Annotated in this window: 18 protein-coding genes; 7 read left to right on the forward strand and 11 right to left on the reverse strand. The window is 42.0% G+C overall.

The window, feature by feature from the left end; all coding sequences use genetic code 11:
- Positions 1–66 precede the first annotated feature (66 nt).
- On the forward strand, positions 67–2,124 hold the full coding sequence (locus AC0VYJ_RS20960) for a transglycosylase domain-containing protein (RefSeq protein ID WP_475366167.1): 2,058 nt from the start codon (positions 67–69) through the stop codon (positions 2,122–2,124).
- A gap of 38 nt (positions 2,125–2,162) precedes the next feature.
- Here the strand turns inward: AC0VYJ_RS20960 and AC0VYJ_RS20965 are convergent, their stop codons facing one another.
- Positions 2,163–2,408 carry a DUF2164 domain-containing protein gene (locus tag AC0VYJ_RS20965; protein ID WP_475366168.1) on the reverse strand — a complete coding sequence of 82 codons (246 nt, stop codon included), beginning with the start codon at positions 2,406–2,408 and terminating at the stop codon, positions 2,163–2,165.
- Positions 2,409–2,604: 196 nt separating this feature from the next.
- Positions 2,605–3,132, reverse strand: a complete 528-nt coding sequence (locus AC0VYJ_RS20970; RefSeq protein WP_303532471.1) for a YwhD family protein — start codon at positions 3,130–3,132, stop codon at positions 2,605–2,607.
- A 186-nt stretch (positions 3,133–3,318) separates the two neighbouring features.
- Between AC0VYJ_RS20970 and AC0VYJ_RS20975 the strand changes: the two genes are divergently transcribed.
- Positions 3,319–4,635, forward strand: a complete 1,317-nt coding sequence (locus AC0VYJ_RS20975; RefSeq protein WP_303532473.1) for an NCS2 family permease — start codon at positions 3,319–3,321, stop codon at positions 4,633–4,635.
- A 34-nt stretch (positions 4,636–4,669) separates the two neighbouring features.
- Here the strand turns inward: AC0VYJ_RS20975 and AC0VYJ_RS20980 are convergent, their stop codons facing one another.
- Positions 4,670–5,701, reverse strand: coding sequence for an oxidoreductase (locus tag AC0VYJ_RS20980; RefSeq protein WP_475366169.1), 1,032 nt, complete (start codon positions 5,699–5,701; stop codon positions 4,670–4,672).
- Positions 5,702–5,876: 175 nt separating this feature from the next.
- On the opposite strand from AC0VYJ_RS20980, the gene AC0VYJ_RS20985 reads away from it, so the two are divergent.
- Positions 5,877–6,308 (forward strand): hypothetical protein, encoded by a 432-nt coding sequence (locus AC0VYJ_RS20985; RefSeq protein ID WP_194218339.1) that lies wholly within the window; start codon positions 5,877–5,879, stop codon positions 6,306–6,308.
- 81 nt (positions 6,309–6,389) lie between these two features.
- Here the strand turns inward: AC0VYJ_RS20985 and AC0VYJ_RS20990 are convergent, their stop codons facing one another.
- The 3 genes from AC0VYJ_RS20990 to AC0VYJ_RS21000 form a co-directional block, all read right to left on the reverse strand.
- Positions 6,390–6,884 (reverse strand): YwgA family protein, encoded by a 495-nt coding sequence (locus AC0VYJ_RS20990; RefSeq protein WP_194218338.1) that lies wholly within the window; start codon positions 6,882–6,884, stop codon positions 6,390–6,392.
- A 188-nt stretch (positions 6,885–7,072) separates the two neighbouring features.
- Entirely contained in the window at positions 7,073–8,356 is a 1,284-nt protein-coding gene (locus AC0VYJ_RS20995) for an HD domain-containing protein (protein WP_194219552.1), read from the reverse strand.
- A gap of 215 nt (positions 8,357–8,571) precedes the next feature.
- Positions 8,572–9,804, reverse strand: a complete 1,233-nt coding sequence (locus tag AC0VYJ_RS21000) for a dicarboxylate/amino acid:cation symporter (RefSeq protein ID WP_194218337.1) — start codon at positions 9,802–9,804, stop codon at positions 8,572–8,574.
- Between the two features lie 409 nt (positions 9,805–10,213).
- On the opposite strand from AC0VYJ_RS21000, the gene lipL reads away from it, so the two are divergent.
- A complete protein-coding gene (gene lipL, locus AC0VYJ_RS21005; RefSeq protein WP_475366170.1) occupies positions 10,214–11,050 on the forward strand; it encodes an octanoyl-[GcvH]:protein N-octanoyltransferase in 837 nt (278 codons plus the stop codon).
- A 43-nt stretch (positions 11,051–11,093) separates the two neighbouring features.
- On the opposite strand, the gene pta is transcribed toward lipL, so the two are convergent.
- Positions 11,094–12,068: a phosphate acetyltransferase gene (pta, locus tag AC0VYJ_RS21010; RefSeq protein ID WP_194218335.1), complete on the reverse strand. Its 975-nt coding sequence runs from the start codon at positions 12,066–12,068 to the stop codon at positions 11,094–11,096.
- Positions 12,069–12,498: 430 nt separating this feature from the next.
- Here pta and hemQ point away from each other — a divergent pair, with 430 nt between their 5' ends.
- From hemQ to gerQ, 3 genes are all read left to right on the forward strand, one after another.
- On the forward strand, positions 12,499–13,245 hold the full coding sequence (gene hemQ, locus AC0VYJ_RS21015; protein WP_283153320.1) for a hydrogen peroxide-dependent heme synthase: 747 nt from the start codon (positions 12,499–12,501) through the stop codon (positions 13,243–13,245).
- A 167-nt stretch (positions 13,246–13,412) separates the two neighbouring features.
- Positions 13,413–13,844 carry a cell wall hydrolase gene (locus tag AC0VYJ_RS21020; RefSeq protein ID WP_283153319.1) on the forward strand — a complete coding sequence of 144 codons (432 nt, stop codon included), beginning with the start codon at positions 13,413–13,415 and terminating at the stop codon, positions 13,842–13,844.
- Between the two features lie 20 nt (positions 13,845–13,864).
- Positions 13,865–14,314 carry a spore coat protein GerQ gene (gene gerQ / locus AC0VYJ_RS21025; RefSeq protein ID WP_283153318.1) on the forward strand — a complete coding sequence of 150 codons (450 nt, stop codon included), beginning with the start codon at positions 13,865–13,867 and terminating at the stop codon, positions 14,312–14,314.
- Between the two features lie 199 nt (positions 14,315–14,513).
- Here the strand turns inward: gerQ and AC0VYJ_RS21030 are convergent, their stop codons facing one another.
- The 4 genes from AC0VYJ_RS21030 to AC0VYJ_RS21045 form a co-directional block, all read right to left on the reverse strand.
- Positions 14,514–14,882: a DUF423 domain-containing protein gene (locus AC0VYJ_RS21030; protein ID WP_194219551.1), complete on the reverse strand. Its 369-nt coding sequence runs from the start codon at positions 14,880–14,882 to the stop codon at positions 14,514–14,516.
- Between the two features lie 98 nt (positions 14,883–14,980).
- Complete coding sequence (locus AC0VYJ_RS21035) at positions 14,981–16,228, reverse strand: ABC transporter permease (protein WP_475366171.1); 1,248 nt, start codon at positions 16,226–16,228, stop codon at positions 14,981–14,983.
- Positions 16,225–16,923, reverse strand: coding sequence for an ABC transporter ATP-binding protein (locus AC0VYJ_RS21040; protein ID WP_475366172.1), 699 nt, complete (start codon positions 16,921–16,923; stop codon positions 16,225–16,227). The genes AC0VYJ_RS21035 and AC0VYJ_RS21040 overlap by 4 nt, the downstream gene beginning before the upstream one ends.
- 48 nt (positions 16,924–16,971) lie before the next feature.
- Complete coding sequence (locus AC0VYJ_RS21045; protein WP_430245210.1) at positions 16,972–17,214, reverse strand: helix-turn-helix domain-containing protein; 243 nt, start codon at positions 17,212–17,214, stop codon at positions 16,972–16,974.

A 17,214-nucleotide genomic window follows, 5' to 3' on the forward strand; every position in this document is an offset into this window, starting at 1 on the left:
AGAAACGTGTTTAAGAGTTTCTAGATTGTCACATACTAGATTTAAGATGATGTGGGGGTGAACCACATGAAATGGCTCAGAACTGAGCGATTCCATTATTGGAAGCGTTGGACAATGCTTCTAAGTAGGCTAATGATGATATGTATTGTAATAATCGGGCTATCCGTTGGATCGCTCTATTTGCTAACTGTTTTCATGGGAGCTCCTGAGCTTCAAGTACCGCAAACAACGATTTATTATGATCATAAAGAAAATGTAATTAGCGAGAGTAATAAAGACGGTCAGAATCGCTACTGGGTTGACCTTGATCACATTTCTCCTCATGTCATAGATGCCACGATTGCCATTGAAGATCGGCATTTCTATGATCATATGGGCTTTGACTTCAAACGCATTGGCGGGGCTATTCTCGCTGATATAAAAGCGATGGCGAAGGTTCAAGGAGCAAGTACGATTACGCAGCAATACGCCCGTAATCTATTTTTGGAACATGATAAAACGTGGAAACGAAAAATCGCAGAAGCTTTCTATGCTTATCGACTTGAAGTTCATTATTCAAAGGAAGACATTCTAGAAGGATATTTAAATACGATTTATTATGGTCACGGCTCATACGGAATAGAATCAGCCGCAAGGACGTACTTCGGAAAAAAAGCTGAGGATCTTTCGGTTGCTGAATCTGCCATGCTCGCCGGCATTCCAAAAGGACCAGGTTATTACTCTCCCTATGCTGATGCAGAAAGAGCAGAGGAACGACAAAGCACGGTACTTCAAGCGATGGTAACTAATCATGCTCTAACCGAATCAGAAGCAAACCAGGCAGAAATGGAAAAGATGGCTCTCGAAACCTTTACAGAAGAAACTAAGCCTGAAATTGCTCCATATTTTGCACAGGAGGTTAAGAAGCAATTAAAGTCCATACTTTTACTTGATGAACGTGTTATTGAGCAAGGAGGATTACACGTTTATACAACGCTTGATGCATCAATGCAAAAAGCTGCCGAAAAATGGGTAGAATCAAGTATTGATAAAAAAAGCGACATACAAGCTGCACTCGTAGCGATGGAGCCTACATCAGGAGCTGTAAAAGTGATGATTGGTGGCCGCGATTATACAGAAAGTAAATTCAACCGAGCAACGATGGCCAAAAGGACACCAGGATCGACGTTTAAGCCGCTGCTATATTATGCCGCAATCAAAAATGGCTTTACGCCGTCTACGCTTATTCGCAGTGAACCTACAACTTTTTACTATGATAATGAACGCAAAACCTACTCACCGCATAATTATGGGGATGTTTACGCGAATGATGAAATCACACTCGCCCAGGCACTTGCCCTTTCAGATAATATAGTCGCTGTGAAAACACACATGTTTCTAGAAGAAAAAACGCTCGTGAATACAGCCAAATCATTCGGCATTACAAGTAAGCTGTCTGCTATTCCCTCATTAGCTCTCGGCACTAAGCCCGTAGGCATGATGGAAATGACGGAAGCCTATAGTATGCTTGCAAACGGTGGATATGGTGTCTCACCTTATTATATTGAAAAAGTCACGGATCGAGATGGAAAGGTCATCTACGAACACAAATCTGAATCTGAACTTGTATTGGATCCTGATGCTGCCTTTGTCACAACAAGCATGATGACGGGTGTTTTCGATGAATCCTTAAATGATTATACACGCGTAACAGGCTCAGGCGTTGATCATCTATTAACACGTCCAGCTGCTGCTAAAACAGGTTCTACTTCAACTGATAGCTGGATGGTTGGATTTACGCCTCAGTTAACAGCGGCCGTCTGGGTTGGTTATGACAAAGGAGAGAAGCTAAATCATCGAAACGATGGTTCGTATACGAAGAAAATTTGGGTGAATTTCATTGAGGATGCACTGGCGGAAGAAAAAGCGACCGATTTTGAAGAGCCTGAAAATGTTGTCGGTGTCGAAATTGATGCGCAAACAGGTTTAATCGCTACTGAAAACTGTCCTGTGAAACGCTTAACTTATTATATAGAAGGAACCGAACCAACTCACCTTTGTGAAGATCATCCCGGAACGGTCCCTAATGGAAAAGAAAATGAACAGAAAGGACTTTTGGAGCGTTTCTTCCAATGGGTCCGTTAAAAAAGACGGATGTGTACATCCGTCTTTTGATTAGCCCTTTATTTTGGATCTGCTTTCTTTAATGCTTCAAGGTCTTGCTCAATACTCATCCACTTCTGCTCTGTCATGCCAATTGCATCTGAAATACCGGCATTGTATAGAGTTGGCCCGATCTCTGCCATAACAAAATGGAGAAAATTCTCTGCTGCGAGCTCACCTATTTCTTCATCATGTTCATCATAGAAATATGATTGAATGCGCTCAATAAGCTCTTTCTTTTTCTCACGAGGGATTTGATTCCACATTTAGCTCACCCTTTCTACATATATGAGTATAACATGGAAGCGCTCACTTCATTCTCCCAGACAACCAGAACAGCCCGGGGAAGATTCCCCGGGCTGCTTTGGGTCCTAGCTATATGTGTTGCGTATACATAAGTTTACGCTCAGTTTTAAGAAACCTCAAGTAATTTTATCAATTAGTCAGAAAACGATCTGAAAGTTAGTCTTGAAGTCCTAATTTCACGTCATCACTTGAACGCTCATAGACGTCTTTATCGAACTCAATCAAATACTCACGAAGCATTTTCTTGGATTTGTCATCCATATGGTCCACGACCACTTTACCTTTCATGGATTTATCCATATTATTCACATGCTCTGGCATGCTTTTCCATGCCCGCTTCGCTTCGGCATTTAAGAAGAATTCACAGGCACCAATGCCGTAATAGAAAGGACCTTCTTCACTTCGTTGAAGGGTAACCCATACGATCCAAGCAGTATGGCCATCAGGTACTTCTTCACGCGTCTTAACGAGCTTCTTCCGTTTCTCAAGGGCACTACGTGCATGCAATGCGCCAACATCAACATAAATTTCATCCGTTGTCGGATCGATAATCACTGGAGAAACGTTATCGAGGTTGATCGTTCCTACTCCATAACCGCCGTGTCCATCTGTGGAGTCCCCACTTAAAATATTAAAACCTGTTGAAGGTTTCTTTTTTGGTTTTTGTTCTTCTTCATTTGCCATTCTTTGTACCTCCTTCATTCACAATTGTCCGCTATCATTTTATCACAATTGAACTAGTGTATTCATCCGACAGCCATTCACACTTTTATCATCAACTATTTTAGATTACCCCTTGCCAAACAGCTTTATTACGAATATTATAGTATTTGTGTTTAAAAAACGTTCGTATTTAATGGAGGTATTATCATGTTTAACTCCTTTTTCCGGTTAAAAGAAAATGGAACTAACGTTAAAACAGAATTCCTTGCAGGATTAACGACATTCCTGACAATGGTATATATTGTAATAGTTAACCCAATTATACTATCTTCAACTGGCGTGCCATTCGATACCGTCTTCATCGCCACGATTATTGCAGCTGTTGTTGGAACACTCTGGATGGGACTTTTCGCGAATTATCCAATAGCGATCGCTCCCGGTATGGGGCTGAACGCCTATTTTGCGTTCTCCGTAGTAGGTGGACAAGCAGGCGTATCCTACCAGGTTGCCTTTGGTGCCGTATTTATTGCCGGACTACTGTTCATTATTCTTTCATTAACACCGTTTCGTGAAAAGCTTATCGAAGCCATTCCTACGAATTTGAAGCTTGGTATTACAGCAGGTATCGGACTTTTCATCGCGTTTATCGGACTTCGCATGACAGGGATTATCATCGCAGATGAAGAAAACCTTGTTGGTCTAGGAAATCTTCATTCCCCTGAAGTTCTTCTAGCGCTTGTTGGCCTTATGATCACACTTATTCTAATGGCTCGAAATGTTCCAGGTGCACTCTTCTTCGGAATGATCATCACAGCTATCATTGCTATTTTTACAGGACAGCTTGAATTTAAGGAAGGCTTCATGCAAGCTCCATCTGCTCCCGAACTTTTCATCTTCGGAAGTCCACTTCAGGCCTTTAAGGATATGATTGAATACGGATTATATGCCGTTGTCTTCTCATTCCTACTCGTTACACTCTTCGATACGACAGGAACAATGGTCGGTGTGGCAGAACAGGCAGGTTTGATGAAAGGAAAGAAAATGCCGCGTGCACGTCAGGCACTTCTTGCTGACTCGATCGGAACAACTGTCGGAGCGATCTTTGGAACAAGCCCAACTAGTGCTTATCTTGAATCCTCTGCTGGTGTTGCTGCCGGCGGGCGAACTGGCTTAACATCAGTTGTCGTTTCTGTACTCTTTATCGTCTCAGCTTTCTTTGGACCACTTGTCGGTTCTCTATCTGGACTTTCCGCCATCACAGCTCCCACTCTTATCATCGTCGGAAGCTTAATGATTGGCGCCGTTGGTAAAATTGATTGGAGTGAATTTGATGAGGCGTTTCCTGCCTTCTTGATCATTCTCACAATGCCACTTACGGCAAGTATTGCTACAGGAATCGCGCTTGGGTTTATTACGTACCCCATTTTAAAGATCGTAAAAGGGAAATGGCGTGAGGTTCATCCGCTTCTTTATCTTTTCGCTGTGCTATTCTTCTATCAGCTCGCTTTCCTACCACATGCTTAACTAAAAGATCTGCCCATTCAGGGCAGATCTTTTTTCATACCCATTTCACTAATCTTTTCTCTTCACTACTCTTTAATGCAAGCTCGATCACTTTGATCACTGTAAGGGCTTCTCTTGCTGTTACAGGCGCAGTACTTTGTTCATAAATCGCTTGGTGCAGTTCTATGTAGTATGTTTGATAAGAACCAGGTATGGTTGGAATCACTCTATCGCGATTATCTTTCGTTAGTACGCCGTACTGATCGCTCTCGTCTTCTCCCCAGTGCTCATCACCTGGTAATTGTCCCTTTTTCAGCGCTTCTTCCTGAGGATCAATACCCCATTTTATAAATGATCCCTTTATTCCATGAATTTGATAGCGAGGTCCGTGTTTTTTTACGAGAGAGCCAGCGTGGAGAATCACTCTTCTTTTTCCGTAATGCAAAATTAGGTGAAAATAATCGTCTGTTATCCCTTCTTCTCTTTGAGTCAAAACATCTCCATATACGGCCTCAGGCTCGCCAAATAGAGTCAGTGCCTGGTCGATTAAATGAGAACCCAGGTCAAAGAGAATACCAGATCCCTTCTTATCCTGCTCTCGCCAACGATCATGCACCTCCTCACTGTACCGATCATAATGGGCCTCGTACGAAATGACCGTTCCAAGCTCCTCTTCTTTTATGAGCTTCTGAATCGTAAGAAAATCATTATCGTATCTTCTGTTATGATACACACTTAGCAATCTGTCATGGTTTTTAGCTATTTGAATTAACTCTTCTCCCTCTTCTACACTTACCGTGAATGGTTTCTCAAGAACAACATGTTTCCCTGCTTCAAGAGCCTGCTTCGCCATTGAGAAATGAAATTCATTCGGTGTCGTAATAATGACTAACTCTATTTCTCTATCATTTAAAAGCTCGTCTATTGAAGCGACCACTTCCATTTTTGGAAACTGCTCAATTACTTTCTTCGGATTAGAAGAAACCACTTTTGTGATGGTTAACCCCTGTACAGATTCAATCACTGGCGCATGAAAAGTCGCTCCCGAAAAACCAAATCCAACTAACCCTACCTTCACTTCTTTCATCTCGCTCACTCCATTTCAATAATGTAAGACTTTTGAACCCTTTTTTTAATTCGACAAATAAGTTCTATTTTCTCGACTTGTTTTTCCAACTTTTGATATAGAGAAACGATTATACTAATCATCAAACGGGTATTTACGTAGAGAACTCGAAGTATTTGTAAAAGGTGGTATGATTATGAAAAAATATCTTTATTCTTCCCCCGCAATTGGCTTCTCACTTGGCCTACTTGCGTCCCTTATTTATACGATTATTTTAGCAGCCGGAGGCTATCAGTATACGGGACTAGCAGGTTTCTTTTCACTACTTATTATCCTAGTCGGCTACTTTCTACTTTCGACATTCTGGCTTCCTACCCTTCTTAAAACGAGACATACAATTGCATTGATTTCAGGGATAACCTTCCATACCGTCTCTTCTTTTACGCTAGTCTTTATGATGGCAGGAACCTTGCCTAACATATCCGAACTTTTATTTCCTTATATCAGCACACTGGTATTCTCTTTTCTCCAAATGATTGCAATCATTGTTGCTGGTGTCATTCTTTCAAAAGTCGACCTTACAAAACTCTCTGAAATGAGTCAGAAGAAATTTTCGATAAAAAGTTAATTTCCGCAACAAAAGGTGCCCCTAAGGGCACCTTTTGTTTGTAGAAATATCTTATTCTATTAAACTAGATACAAATGACCATTAGCATCCTAGCTTTTCTATAAATGTATAGGCCTCAGTAATTTCATCATCAGAATAATTCTGTTTACGTTTGATGGTATGAACCTTCTCAACCACTTCTTCCTTTGAAAGGCGATCGAAGAAAAGAATGGTTGAAACAAGCTCAAGAAAACGTGAACTTTGACTATTGATTTCATCGATGCATTGATGTAATTCCGGCATTTGGAAATCATAATGACCGAGAAATTCATGACCTTCATCTGTTACCGTGTATTTATATTGGTAATAGCCACCTTTGCTTTCCTTCACCTCTGTAACAAGACCAAGGTTACAAAGCTCTTCCACTCGTAGCGTCAATTCTTCTGAATACGGTCCATAGAAATGGAATTGATACTTCTCGTTAAATGGAAACTGTAGCTTCTTACAAATGTAAATGATTTTCTGTAATTTCTTACGTCCAATGACCTCTCCGGCTTCCTTCAACACAGCTATCACTTTCGCGTGATCTTCTAGCAACCTGCACCCCTCCCATGTACTTTTTACAGGTTGTCCAAAAAGCTTTCTTATCTATTAGAAGATGCTTAAACGTTCAGTTGAAACGGGAGCTCACTCCCAAATTATACTCAACGTTTTAAACACCACTATTTAGCGATACCTGTAGCGGAAGTAATCTTCATGCCAGGATCACTTTTCTTTTTGAACAGCTAATCGATTTGAAGCAATGACTTAATACGACGAGTAGCATCTGTATTCCCTTCAAGAATGAAATCTGCAGGGAAATACAGCTTGTGGTCTGTTCGCTTCTTACCAGAAATCGCTTCAACCACATCAGATTCACGAGAAAGCTCACGCAAATCTCCACCTGGTTTCAACAAATGAATCGGCAAACGTTCTTCCTCTTCTCCAGGCCGATAGAAATCATACGGTAAATCAGAAGATGAATCAACCTCAAGATAGTAATCTGGATCAATACCTGCTTCATGAAAAGAGTCATAAAGCTCTCTCCACGCATTCATTTGCTGCATTGGGTTAAATTCAATGTACTTAAACAGTCTTCGATTCATAAATCGTTCACAGAGGTCTCTTAGGATATCATCCTCTTCCTCCTGCCAGATCTGGAAATAGAACATAACGACAGAATCATCTAGCTTAAGAAAGTCTTCTAGACGGATATCTTCTTTAAATAGTGAATAGAAGTGAATCGGATCGTGTTGAAAATGATAACCCTCTTCAAACAGTCTTTTCGCACGATGGAGAATTTTACTTAGAATCACTTCTGCACTTCGTGTCACAGGGTGGAAATAAATTTGCCAATACATTTGATAGCGGCTCATAATATAGTCTTCAACTGCATGCATACCGCTTTGTTTAATCACAATTTGATCATCACCAGGTCGCATGACGCGTAAAATTCGTTCAATATCAAATTGTCCATAGCTCACTCCAGTAAAATAGGCATCACGAAGAAGATAATCCATTCGATCGGCGTCAATTTGACTTGAAATTAAGCTAACCACAAGCTTGTTGCTATGTGTTTTGGCGATTACATCAGCCACTTCCAACGGAAAATCATCGCTTACTTTTCGAAGCACTTGATTGATTTCAGTGTCCCCAAGGATAACCATCCGAGTAAAGTCTTCATGGTCCAGGTTAAACACTTTTTCAAATGAATGTGAAAAAGGTCCATGACCTACATCATGTAACAGCGCAGCACACATACTTAATAGCCTGTTCTCTTCGTTCCAGCTATCATATTGTGAAAAAATCTCGTTAATACGCCTTACAATCTCGTATACACCGAGCGAGTGACTAAAGCGACTATGTTCTGCTCCATGAAAAGTTAGATACGTTGTTCCGAGCTGGCGAACCCTTCGCAAACGCTGAAATTCCTTAGTACCAATTAGCTCCCAGATTAAACGGTATCGGACATGAATATAGCGATGGACAGGGTCTTTAAATACTTTTTCTTCGCTTAATCGTTCGAGCATTCCGCGATAGGCTCCTTCCGTCAAAATCATTCATTCATTATATAACACCCATTCCAAAATGAAAACCTTCCCCCACTTTGTGATCAAACACATCATGAGGGAAGGCTCCTGTTGAACGGGCATATGGAAAGAATGGAACGACTAACAATAGCTATATATACGAGAAAATGTTTCCTTTTTTCATTTAAAAGGTTCGAATCTCATACTTTATGATGTTATAGAACAGTCTCTGCTTCTTTTCCTTCACGCTTCTCTTCGGATTTTGCAATATACATCGCACAAGCCGCGTCACCTGTAATATTAACAGCGGTACGTGTCATATCAAGTAGACGGTCAACTGCTAGAATCAATCCAATTGGCTCTACTGGCAATCCAACTTGCTTTAGAACCATTGCGAGCATGATAAGTCCTACACCTGGCACACCAGCTGTACCTATACTAGCGAGCGTTGCTGTGACGACAACAATGATGAGCTGTGTAAAGGTAAGATCAACCCCGGTAATTTGAGCGATAAAGATCGTAGCTACACCCTGCATAATTGCCGTTCCGTCCATGTTAATTGTTGCCCCAAGCGGTTGTACAAAACTACTCACCTGCTTAGGAATCTTCAGATTTTCTTGAGCGGTTTTCATAGATACAGGAAGCGTACCGCTACTTGAAGATGTACTGAAGGCAACAGCCATTGCGGGTGCAAAAGCTTTATAGAATTTAATTGGATTCTCTTTACAAAGGAAATAAATCGCACTACCATATGTGAAGAGAAAATGGATGAGGAGTGCGCCAAGTACTACTAGGAAATACATTCCCATTGACTGTAACGCTTCTTTACCTTGTCCACCAACAGCGGAAGCAATAAGTGCAAATGCACCATATGGCGCTGTTTCCATAATAATCTTAACAAGATACATCATAACGTCGTTACCCTGTTCAAAAAGATTACTTAAGGCTTTCGTACGCTCGCCAAGAATCGCAAGGGCAAAACCTATGAAGATAGCAAATGCGATAATTTGGAGCATGTTTCCTTCAACCATGGCCGATATCGGATTCGTTGGGATAATATTAATAATGGTATCCAACACAGGAGGTGCTTCTTCTGCTTTAAAATCAGCATTTCCTGAGAATGAACCTTCAACACCCGGTTTAATTAAGTAAGCAAGCGCCATCGCAATGGAAATAGCAATGGTTGTTGTGACAAGGAAAAACGCAACGGTTTTCCCACCCATACGTCCAAGCTTCTTCGGATCGCTTATTCCAGCCGTTCCTACCACGATTGAGAAGAATACAATTGGTACAACAAGCATCTTAATTAAGTTAAGAAAGATTTGTCCAACAGGACCAAATAGATATTGATCGACAGGTCCAAATGCATCTGGTGCAAATAAGTTAAAGATAACACCAACAATAATACCTAGAACTAGACCTGCAATAATTTTAACTGTTAGCTTCATAAACATGTCCCCTTTCGTCAAATCGACGTAAATACCACCGTTTCCTGTTCATGAAGAACGATCCAACGCTGGTTGTTTCTCCTATATGTAGATTCTTCGTATGATCTTAGTCATATATGAAAGCTCTTACATACATTCCCATTTCTTTACTGTATATACCCGCTCGCTCGCTAACTTGAAACTACCGTAATTATGATTATATCATTTTAGACAATTCTCGCAATTTCCTTTTTTTCGTAATAGATATATTTCTTTATAAAATCAAAGTTTTAAAGGGAAAATAAGAAGTAAATTAGGAAAAAAGGACGAGTGTTTTGTCATCACCCGGGAAATACTGTCGGATGATGTCTTATGTCTCATTTCTTCTGCTATAATAAATACGATTAGTTAGTGAAGAAGGGATAAGAAAATGCCAACAAACGATTCCATACTTTTTCAGCCAAAATGGCGGATTATAGATCAATCAACACTAGGCCCATCCTTTGATGCGCTGCAATCTTTTGCGATGGATGATACCCTTTGTAATTCTGCTGGAAGTGGTGAATCCCCACCGATTTTGCGCTCATGGGTGCATCACAATACGATAGTTCTCGGCATACAAGATACACGCCTTCCCAACTTTGAGGAAGCCGTTCACTATTTAGAAAGTTTAGGTTATCGCGTAATTGTGAGAAACTCTGGAGGTCTTGCTGTCGTCCTTGATGCAGGGGTATTAAATCTGTCACTTGTTTTAGCTGAAAAGCAGCAGCATATTGACATTGATACGGGGTACGAAGCAATGGTCGATTTCATTCAGGAAATTTTGTCGCCATATAACCTGACTATTGAAGATAGGGAAATTGTAGGATCTTATTGTCCAGGTCGATACGACCTAAGCATTAACGGCAAAAAATTTGCCGGCATTTCGCAACGCAGACTTCGCGGCGGAGTCGCTGTTCAAGTTTACCTTTGTGTCGATGGAAGTGGATCAGAGCGCGCATCTGTCATTCAGGAATTCTATAAGCGGGGCGTGAACGGAGAACCAACAAAATTCACTTATCCTGAAATTGTTCCCGAAACGATGGCTTCGTTAAGTGAACTCATTGGGGAAGAGCTAAGCGTTTCCGACATCATGATGATAACTCTTAAAACACTTAAGCAGTATACCGAATCATTAACAACGGCACAGCTTTCCATTCCAGAGCTGTCTCTTTACGATTTCAACTACCAGCGAGTGTTTACTCGTAATGAAAAAGCACTTGGCTAATAAATAAAGCCCCTGAAGGCGTGCCTTCAGGGGCTTTCGTTTATTATAGGCTCTGCATTGCTGTAATCAATGCTAGCTTGTACACGTCTTCCTCGCTACATCCGCGAGATAGGTCGTTTACTGGTTTGTTTAATCCTTGAAGGACTGGACCAACGGCCTCATATCCACCAAGACGTTGAACCATTTTGTAGCCAATGTTACCTGCTTCAAGACTTGGGAATACAAATACATTTGCTTGCCCTTTAAGTGGTGATTCAGGTGCTTTCTTTTGTGCTACTTCTGGAACAAAAGCAGCATCGAATTGGAATTCGCCGTCGATCACTAGATCTGGCGCCATTTCTTTCGCTAAACGTGTTGCTTCTTCAACTTTCTCTGTTTCAGGAGATTTTGCAGAACCTTTAGTAGAGAAGCTTAGCATCGCTACTTTAGGGTCCATTCCAAACATTTTTGCAGTTTCAGCACTGCTTACACCGATTTCAGCAAGATCATTGCTGTCAGGAGAAATGTTAATTGCACAGTCAGCAAAAACGTACTTCTCATCACCTTTTACCATTACAAAAGCACCAGATGTTTTCTTCACACCTTCTTTTGTTTTGATGATTTGAAGCGCTGGACGAACTGTATCACCAGTAGAATGAGCCGCACCACTAACAAGGCCATCTGCTTTGCCTGTGTGAACGAGCATTGTACCGAAGTAGTTCACGTTAAGAAGAATATCCTGCGCTTGTTCAGCTGTTGCTTTACCTTTACGACGCTCAACAAATGATTCCACAAGGGCATCCATTTCAGAATACGTTGCTGGATCCATAATTGTAAGGTCGCTGTGCAATGTAAGGCTTAGGCTTGACGCTTTATCCTGGATTGCATTTTCTCCTCCAATAACGATTGGCTTAAGGATGCCATCCTCTGCTAGGCGGTTTGCTGCTGCTAATACGCGCTCATCTGTTCCTTCAGGGAAAACGATTGTCGGATAACCTGCTTTAACCTGGTCTTTCATGTTTGTAAAAAGATCACTCATTGGTTTCACCTCATTATTTTTAATATCCAACTCCTACGATAACCCTTTTTCCCGAAAAACGAAAATAAATCCGCAAGTGTAAGCCTTTGCATGCAAAAGTTCTATTTTTCAGACGAATCAAAAGGGACTATAGTAGTTTTCAATCTTAATTCTCTTCTAAATATAAGCTAACGTAATCGTATTTAAACATTGGTACTGATTTACCATCGGATTTCTGAATATCTTTTTCATTCAATCGTCACTCTCAATCGCTTTTAAAGAGGTACAAGTATTGGTATAGTAGGTAGTGGATATAGGGAAACTTCCATCAAAGTGGGCATTGTTTGATTTGCTCTGATGGTTAGTTGAACCAATCGGACCTTTAGGAGCAGTTGCTGTATAAACGTAACCTGCCTTATTGGTGTGATAAAAGATAAGGAGTGAATCAGATATGAATCAAGCAGCAGTTACTCTTGATGGCTGGTATTGCCTTCATGATTTCCGTACTATGAACTGGACGGCATGGAAACAGCTTTCAAGCGAAGAACGTGATCTTGCGATGAATGAATTTCTAACGTTCCTTGAAAAATGGGAAGTCACAGCAGGCCATAAACAAGGAAGTCATACGCTTTATTCCATCATTGGTCAGAAAGCGGACTTTATGTTAATGCTTCTCCGTCCGACTATGGAAGAGTTAAATGAAATTGAAAATGCTTTTAACAAAACGACTTTAGCTGAATATACGGTGAAAGAATACTCTTACGTATCTGTCGTTGAGCTTAGTAACTATATGGCTGGAAAAGATAGCGACCCTGATAATGACCCGCGCATTCAGGCCCGTTTGAAGCCAGAATTAGCAGAAGCTCCTTACGTGTGCTTCTATCCAATGAACAAAAAACGCGAAGGAAACGACAACTGGTACATGCTTTCAATGGACGAGCGTCGTGAAATGATGCGTAGTCACGGACTGATCGGACGTAGCTATGCTGGCAAAGTAAAGCAGATTATCACAGGCTCTGTTGGCTTTGATGACTGGGAATGGGGCGTTACGCTTTTCGCAGACGACGTGCTTCAGTTTAAAAAGCTTGTCTACGAAATGCGCTTCGATGAAGTAAGCGCTCGTTTTGGTGAATTTGGTAGCTTCTACGTTGGAACGCACCTACCGAAAGAGCGCCTGCCTCAATTCCTATACGTTTAATAGAGAAAATCCCTTCTGACACTTTATTGTCTGAAGGGATTTTTTGTGTATTTGAGTGGTCTATGTCAAAGTCATATTCCTTCAAATCGTACATACAATGAGTTACGTAGAGTCATGGCATCTTTCTTACTTCTTGCACATGGGTACAACTGAGATGAGGTGTTGTTATGGCGGTGATTCAGACGAACGAAAATGATGTAAACCTTTTGGCTCGCTTGATGCGTGCAGAAGCAGAAGGTGAGGGGCAGTTAGGTATGCTGATGGTAGGCAATGTAGGGGTAAACCGTGTAAAGGTGAGATGCCTTGATTTTAAGAACATCAACACGATGAACAACATGGTTTATCAGAGTCCCGGCGGTTTTGAAGCGACTCAGAAAGGCTACTTTTACCAACGAGCACGCGAAAAAGATAAGCGTCTTGCTCGCAAAGCCATCAAAGGGATGAAATACCATCCTGCCAGCAACTCTCTCTGGTTCTTTAAACCAGGCGGCACCTGCCCTGACCAGTGGTATAACCAGTGGAATGCAGGACGCTTCAAATCCCACTGTTTCTACAAGCCTACCGAAAGTGAATGTGCAGACGTGTACAACAGCTTCTAAGAGAATGCTTAAGGAGGGTTATGATGAACAATCAATACTGGAACACTTCACCGTCACAAAACCAGGGGGGCGGCTATGGTCAAATGCCGCAGCAAGGGCAAGGCGGACAGATGGCACAGTATCCTTCAGGCTATCCTCAAGGCCAGCAGGTTCAGGGAGCATCAACACAGGGAGGCGGAGGCTTTCCAGGACAGCTACCCGTCGAGCAATCATACATTGAAAACATCCTGCGCCTAAACCTTGGAAAAATCGCCACCGTGTACATGACTTTCGAGAACAATGAGAAATGGAACGCCAAAGTATTTAAAGGAATTGTAGAAGCAGCCGGAAGAGATCATATTATTCTATCCGATCCTCAAACAGGCAAGCGGTATATTCTACTCATGGTTTATTTGGACTATATTACATTTGATGAAGAGCTTGAATACAACTACCCTCTTCAACAAACGACGCAATATTCTCCGCGTTAGCGGGTATAGAAAAAGCTGCCGGATTTCCGGCAGCTTTTTGTTTTGGCCAATAAAAATGGAATTTGGCTAATATATTTTGATTTTGGCCAATATAATCAGTTTTTGGCCAATATCCTGAGATTTTGGCCAATAAACCGCACCGGCCTGCCACGGTTCGACAAATAGCTGGCGGTGACAGGCACCATCGACCGCCGCACCTCTACGCCTTAAACGCAGCCACAACAACCAAAATCCAGGCTGTAATAAACGCGACGCCGCCTAGTGGAGTAATTGCACCAAGGATCTTAATTCCGCTCAAGCTAAGCACGTACAAGCTTCCGGAAAAGAGGACGATCCCAGCAAACATGAGCCATCCAGCCCATTGCATGAGCCCTGCTGATTGAAGCTTGTCAGCAGCAATGGCTACACCAACTAAACCAAGAGCGTGATACATGTGGTATTGTACACCGGTTTTAAACGTCTCTAGCATTTTTTCTGATAGTCTTCCTTCTAATCCATGTGCCCCAAATGCGCCCAGTCCAACTGCAAGTGCAGCATTAATCGCACCAATAATTAAAAATACCTTTATCACATTATCCGCTCCTTCATCTGAATCTACTCTCCCATCATAGCGGAAAGCGCTTGATCGAAGCAACGAAATCTCGAATTGTTCATACACCTTTCGATTTATGATAAAAAACCTCTATGTGATTGCATGTTTCTATGAACGATCTGGAGACTCTCCTTAAATACAAACCATCCGCCTAGCGGAAAGAGTACAACTCCTAGCCAACCTGGGAAAGCAACCCCTGTCACGATACACAGTAGAAGAAAACTTGGCATCGACACTAGTTTTAATGCTTTTTTCCCCGCTTCCTCTTGGATCGATTGATGCCATTGAAATAGATTGGCATAGCAGCTAGATGAGAATTCACTCCAGTCTGCCCTTGAAAGGCCAATCAGCGCATAGAGCGCAAATAGAAGCACGACCACTTTGACAATAAGAGGTAACAGTAATATCGCCGCTGTACCCCAGCCAATGACTTGTATATAGTACTGAACCTTCCCCATTGATCGAAGAAGCCATTTCAAATAAACGTCTCTCATTCTAACTTCTGGAGACTTTTTCTTACTGATTCGCCCAGATCCTCTAAAAAGCATAGGCTGCTTTCGAGTGAAAAGGGGCATTGGCGCAACACCTACTCGCCCCATCAAAAATTTCGTCACGCTCTGCTTATGCCCGCGCTCCATCACCACATCATGGAAAAAAGTCCCTTGCATATTCATTCGTGCTCGTAACTGAACAAGTAAAAGGAGAAGCAAACTTCCTCCTCCAAGAGCAACTGCCCATTCATACCGCCATCCTATCCCACTCATGAGAAGCAATACGATGATCGAGATCAGGTTCACTAAACCAATCGGGAGCCATTTCACCCAAATAGAAGGAACAAATAACTCTATAAAATACCGGCTAGTTTTTATATTCCAACTGACTAAAAGGACAAATAGGCCTGTGACGGCACATTGCTCTATGCCCAACCCCCATCCTGTAATAAGCAAGGGTAAAACAAGGGTCATTCCAATGATCGTCGCGACCAGTCCTTTTAGAAGAGAATAGCATATTCCCCATTTCTTTAATCCGTCCATAAGACTCACATTTTGCAACAAATAGACTTGATCAGCTTCTTCTGTATACAGTCGTAATGTCCAGAAAGTTGCAACTATAAATAACGGCAGAACCGCCAACTGTTCCGGTACTTCCGCGAGCCATTCAGGCGGAAGAATCCACCAGGAGCGGTAGTACGCCACTCCAATCACGAGACCTGGGATAAGAATATACAGCCATACCGTCCAATCGAGTGCTGAGCGAAGATCTCGGATTTTATAACGCTGATCGTCACGTTCGCGTTGCCACCATAGCTGGAACGACGTCATATTCGTTGCTCCATAAAGGCATCAACACAATCAAGAAGTGAACTTTCCCGAGCGCCTGACTGCTCACGCATGTCTTCAAGCGTACCTTGAGCAAGAAGCGTTCCGTTTGCGAGCAGAACGAATTGATCACAAATTCGCTCTGCCGTATCAAGCACATGCGTACACATTAAAATACCTGCTCCACGAGACCGCTCCTTTTCAATAAGCGCGAGAAAATCCTTCGTAGCGCGCGGATCTAGTCCAAGAAAAGGCTCATCAATGATATAAATATCCGGCTTGAGCATAAAAGCCGTTATGAGCATCACCTTCTGTCGCATTCCTTTTGAAAAGCTTGACGGTAGGTTATGGATTACGTGCTCCAGTTGAAAATAGCGAATCAGTTCTTGAGCTCGCTCTTCCCATTCCTCGTCTCCAAGAACCGCCGCTGCAGCAAGCTCCAAATGCTCCCACAGCGTTAAGCTATCATAGAAGACGGGTTGCTCTGGCACATACGCATAGCGCGACCCTTTCTCAAACGTCACGCTTCCTTTCCACTCTTTCAGTAGCCCTAATATCGTCTTGATTGTTGTGCTTTTCCCAGCTCCATTTGACCCTAATAACCCCAGAAGTTCGCCGCCTTTCACTTCAAATTCGATCAGACGAATGGCGCTATCTTTCTTTTCATAACCTGCTTGTTCGATTTCAACCTTAAGCATCCGCTTCACCTCTACCTCTTTATACGGAAGAAAAAGGGAAAAAGTTTCTTACCCCTTCCCTTTTTGATCTTCAATAAATTGTTCAAAGTTTGGCACATCCTCCATATTGTATTTTTCCACCGCTTCAAGAACTTTTAATACTAATTCCTGACGCAAATCATCTCTGTTTTGAGGGGAAGTTTGCCTGAGCTCTGCTTCAATTTTCTTCTCAAATTGATGAATAATGGCGCCGAGTTCTTCTTTCTCTTCCTGCTTTGCCTGTTGTAAAAGCGTATATAGTCTTTTCTCCAT

It is taken from the genome of Anaerobacillus sp. 63XJN7_5_ISO-PGPR-S23-430, assembly GCF_056173695.1.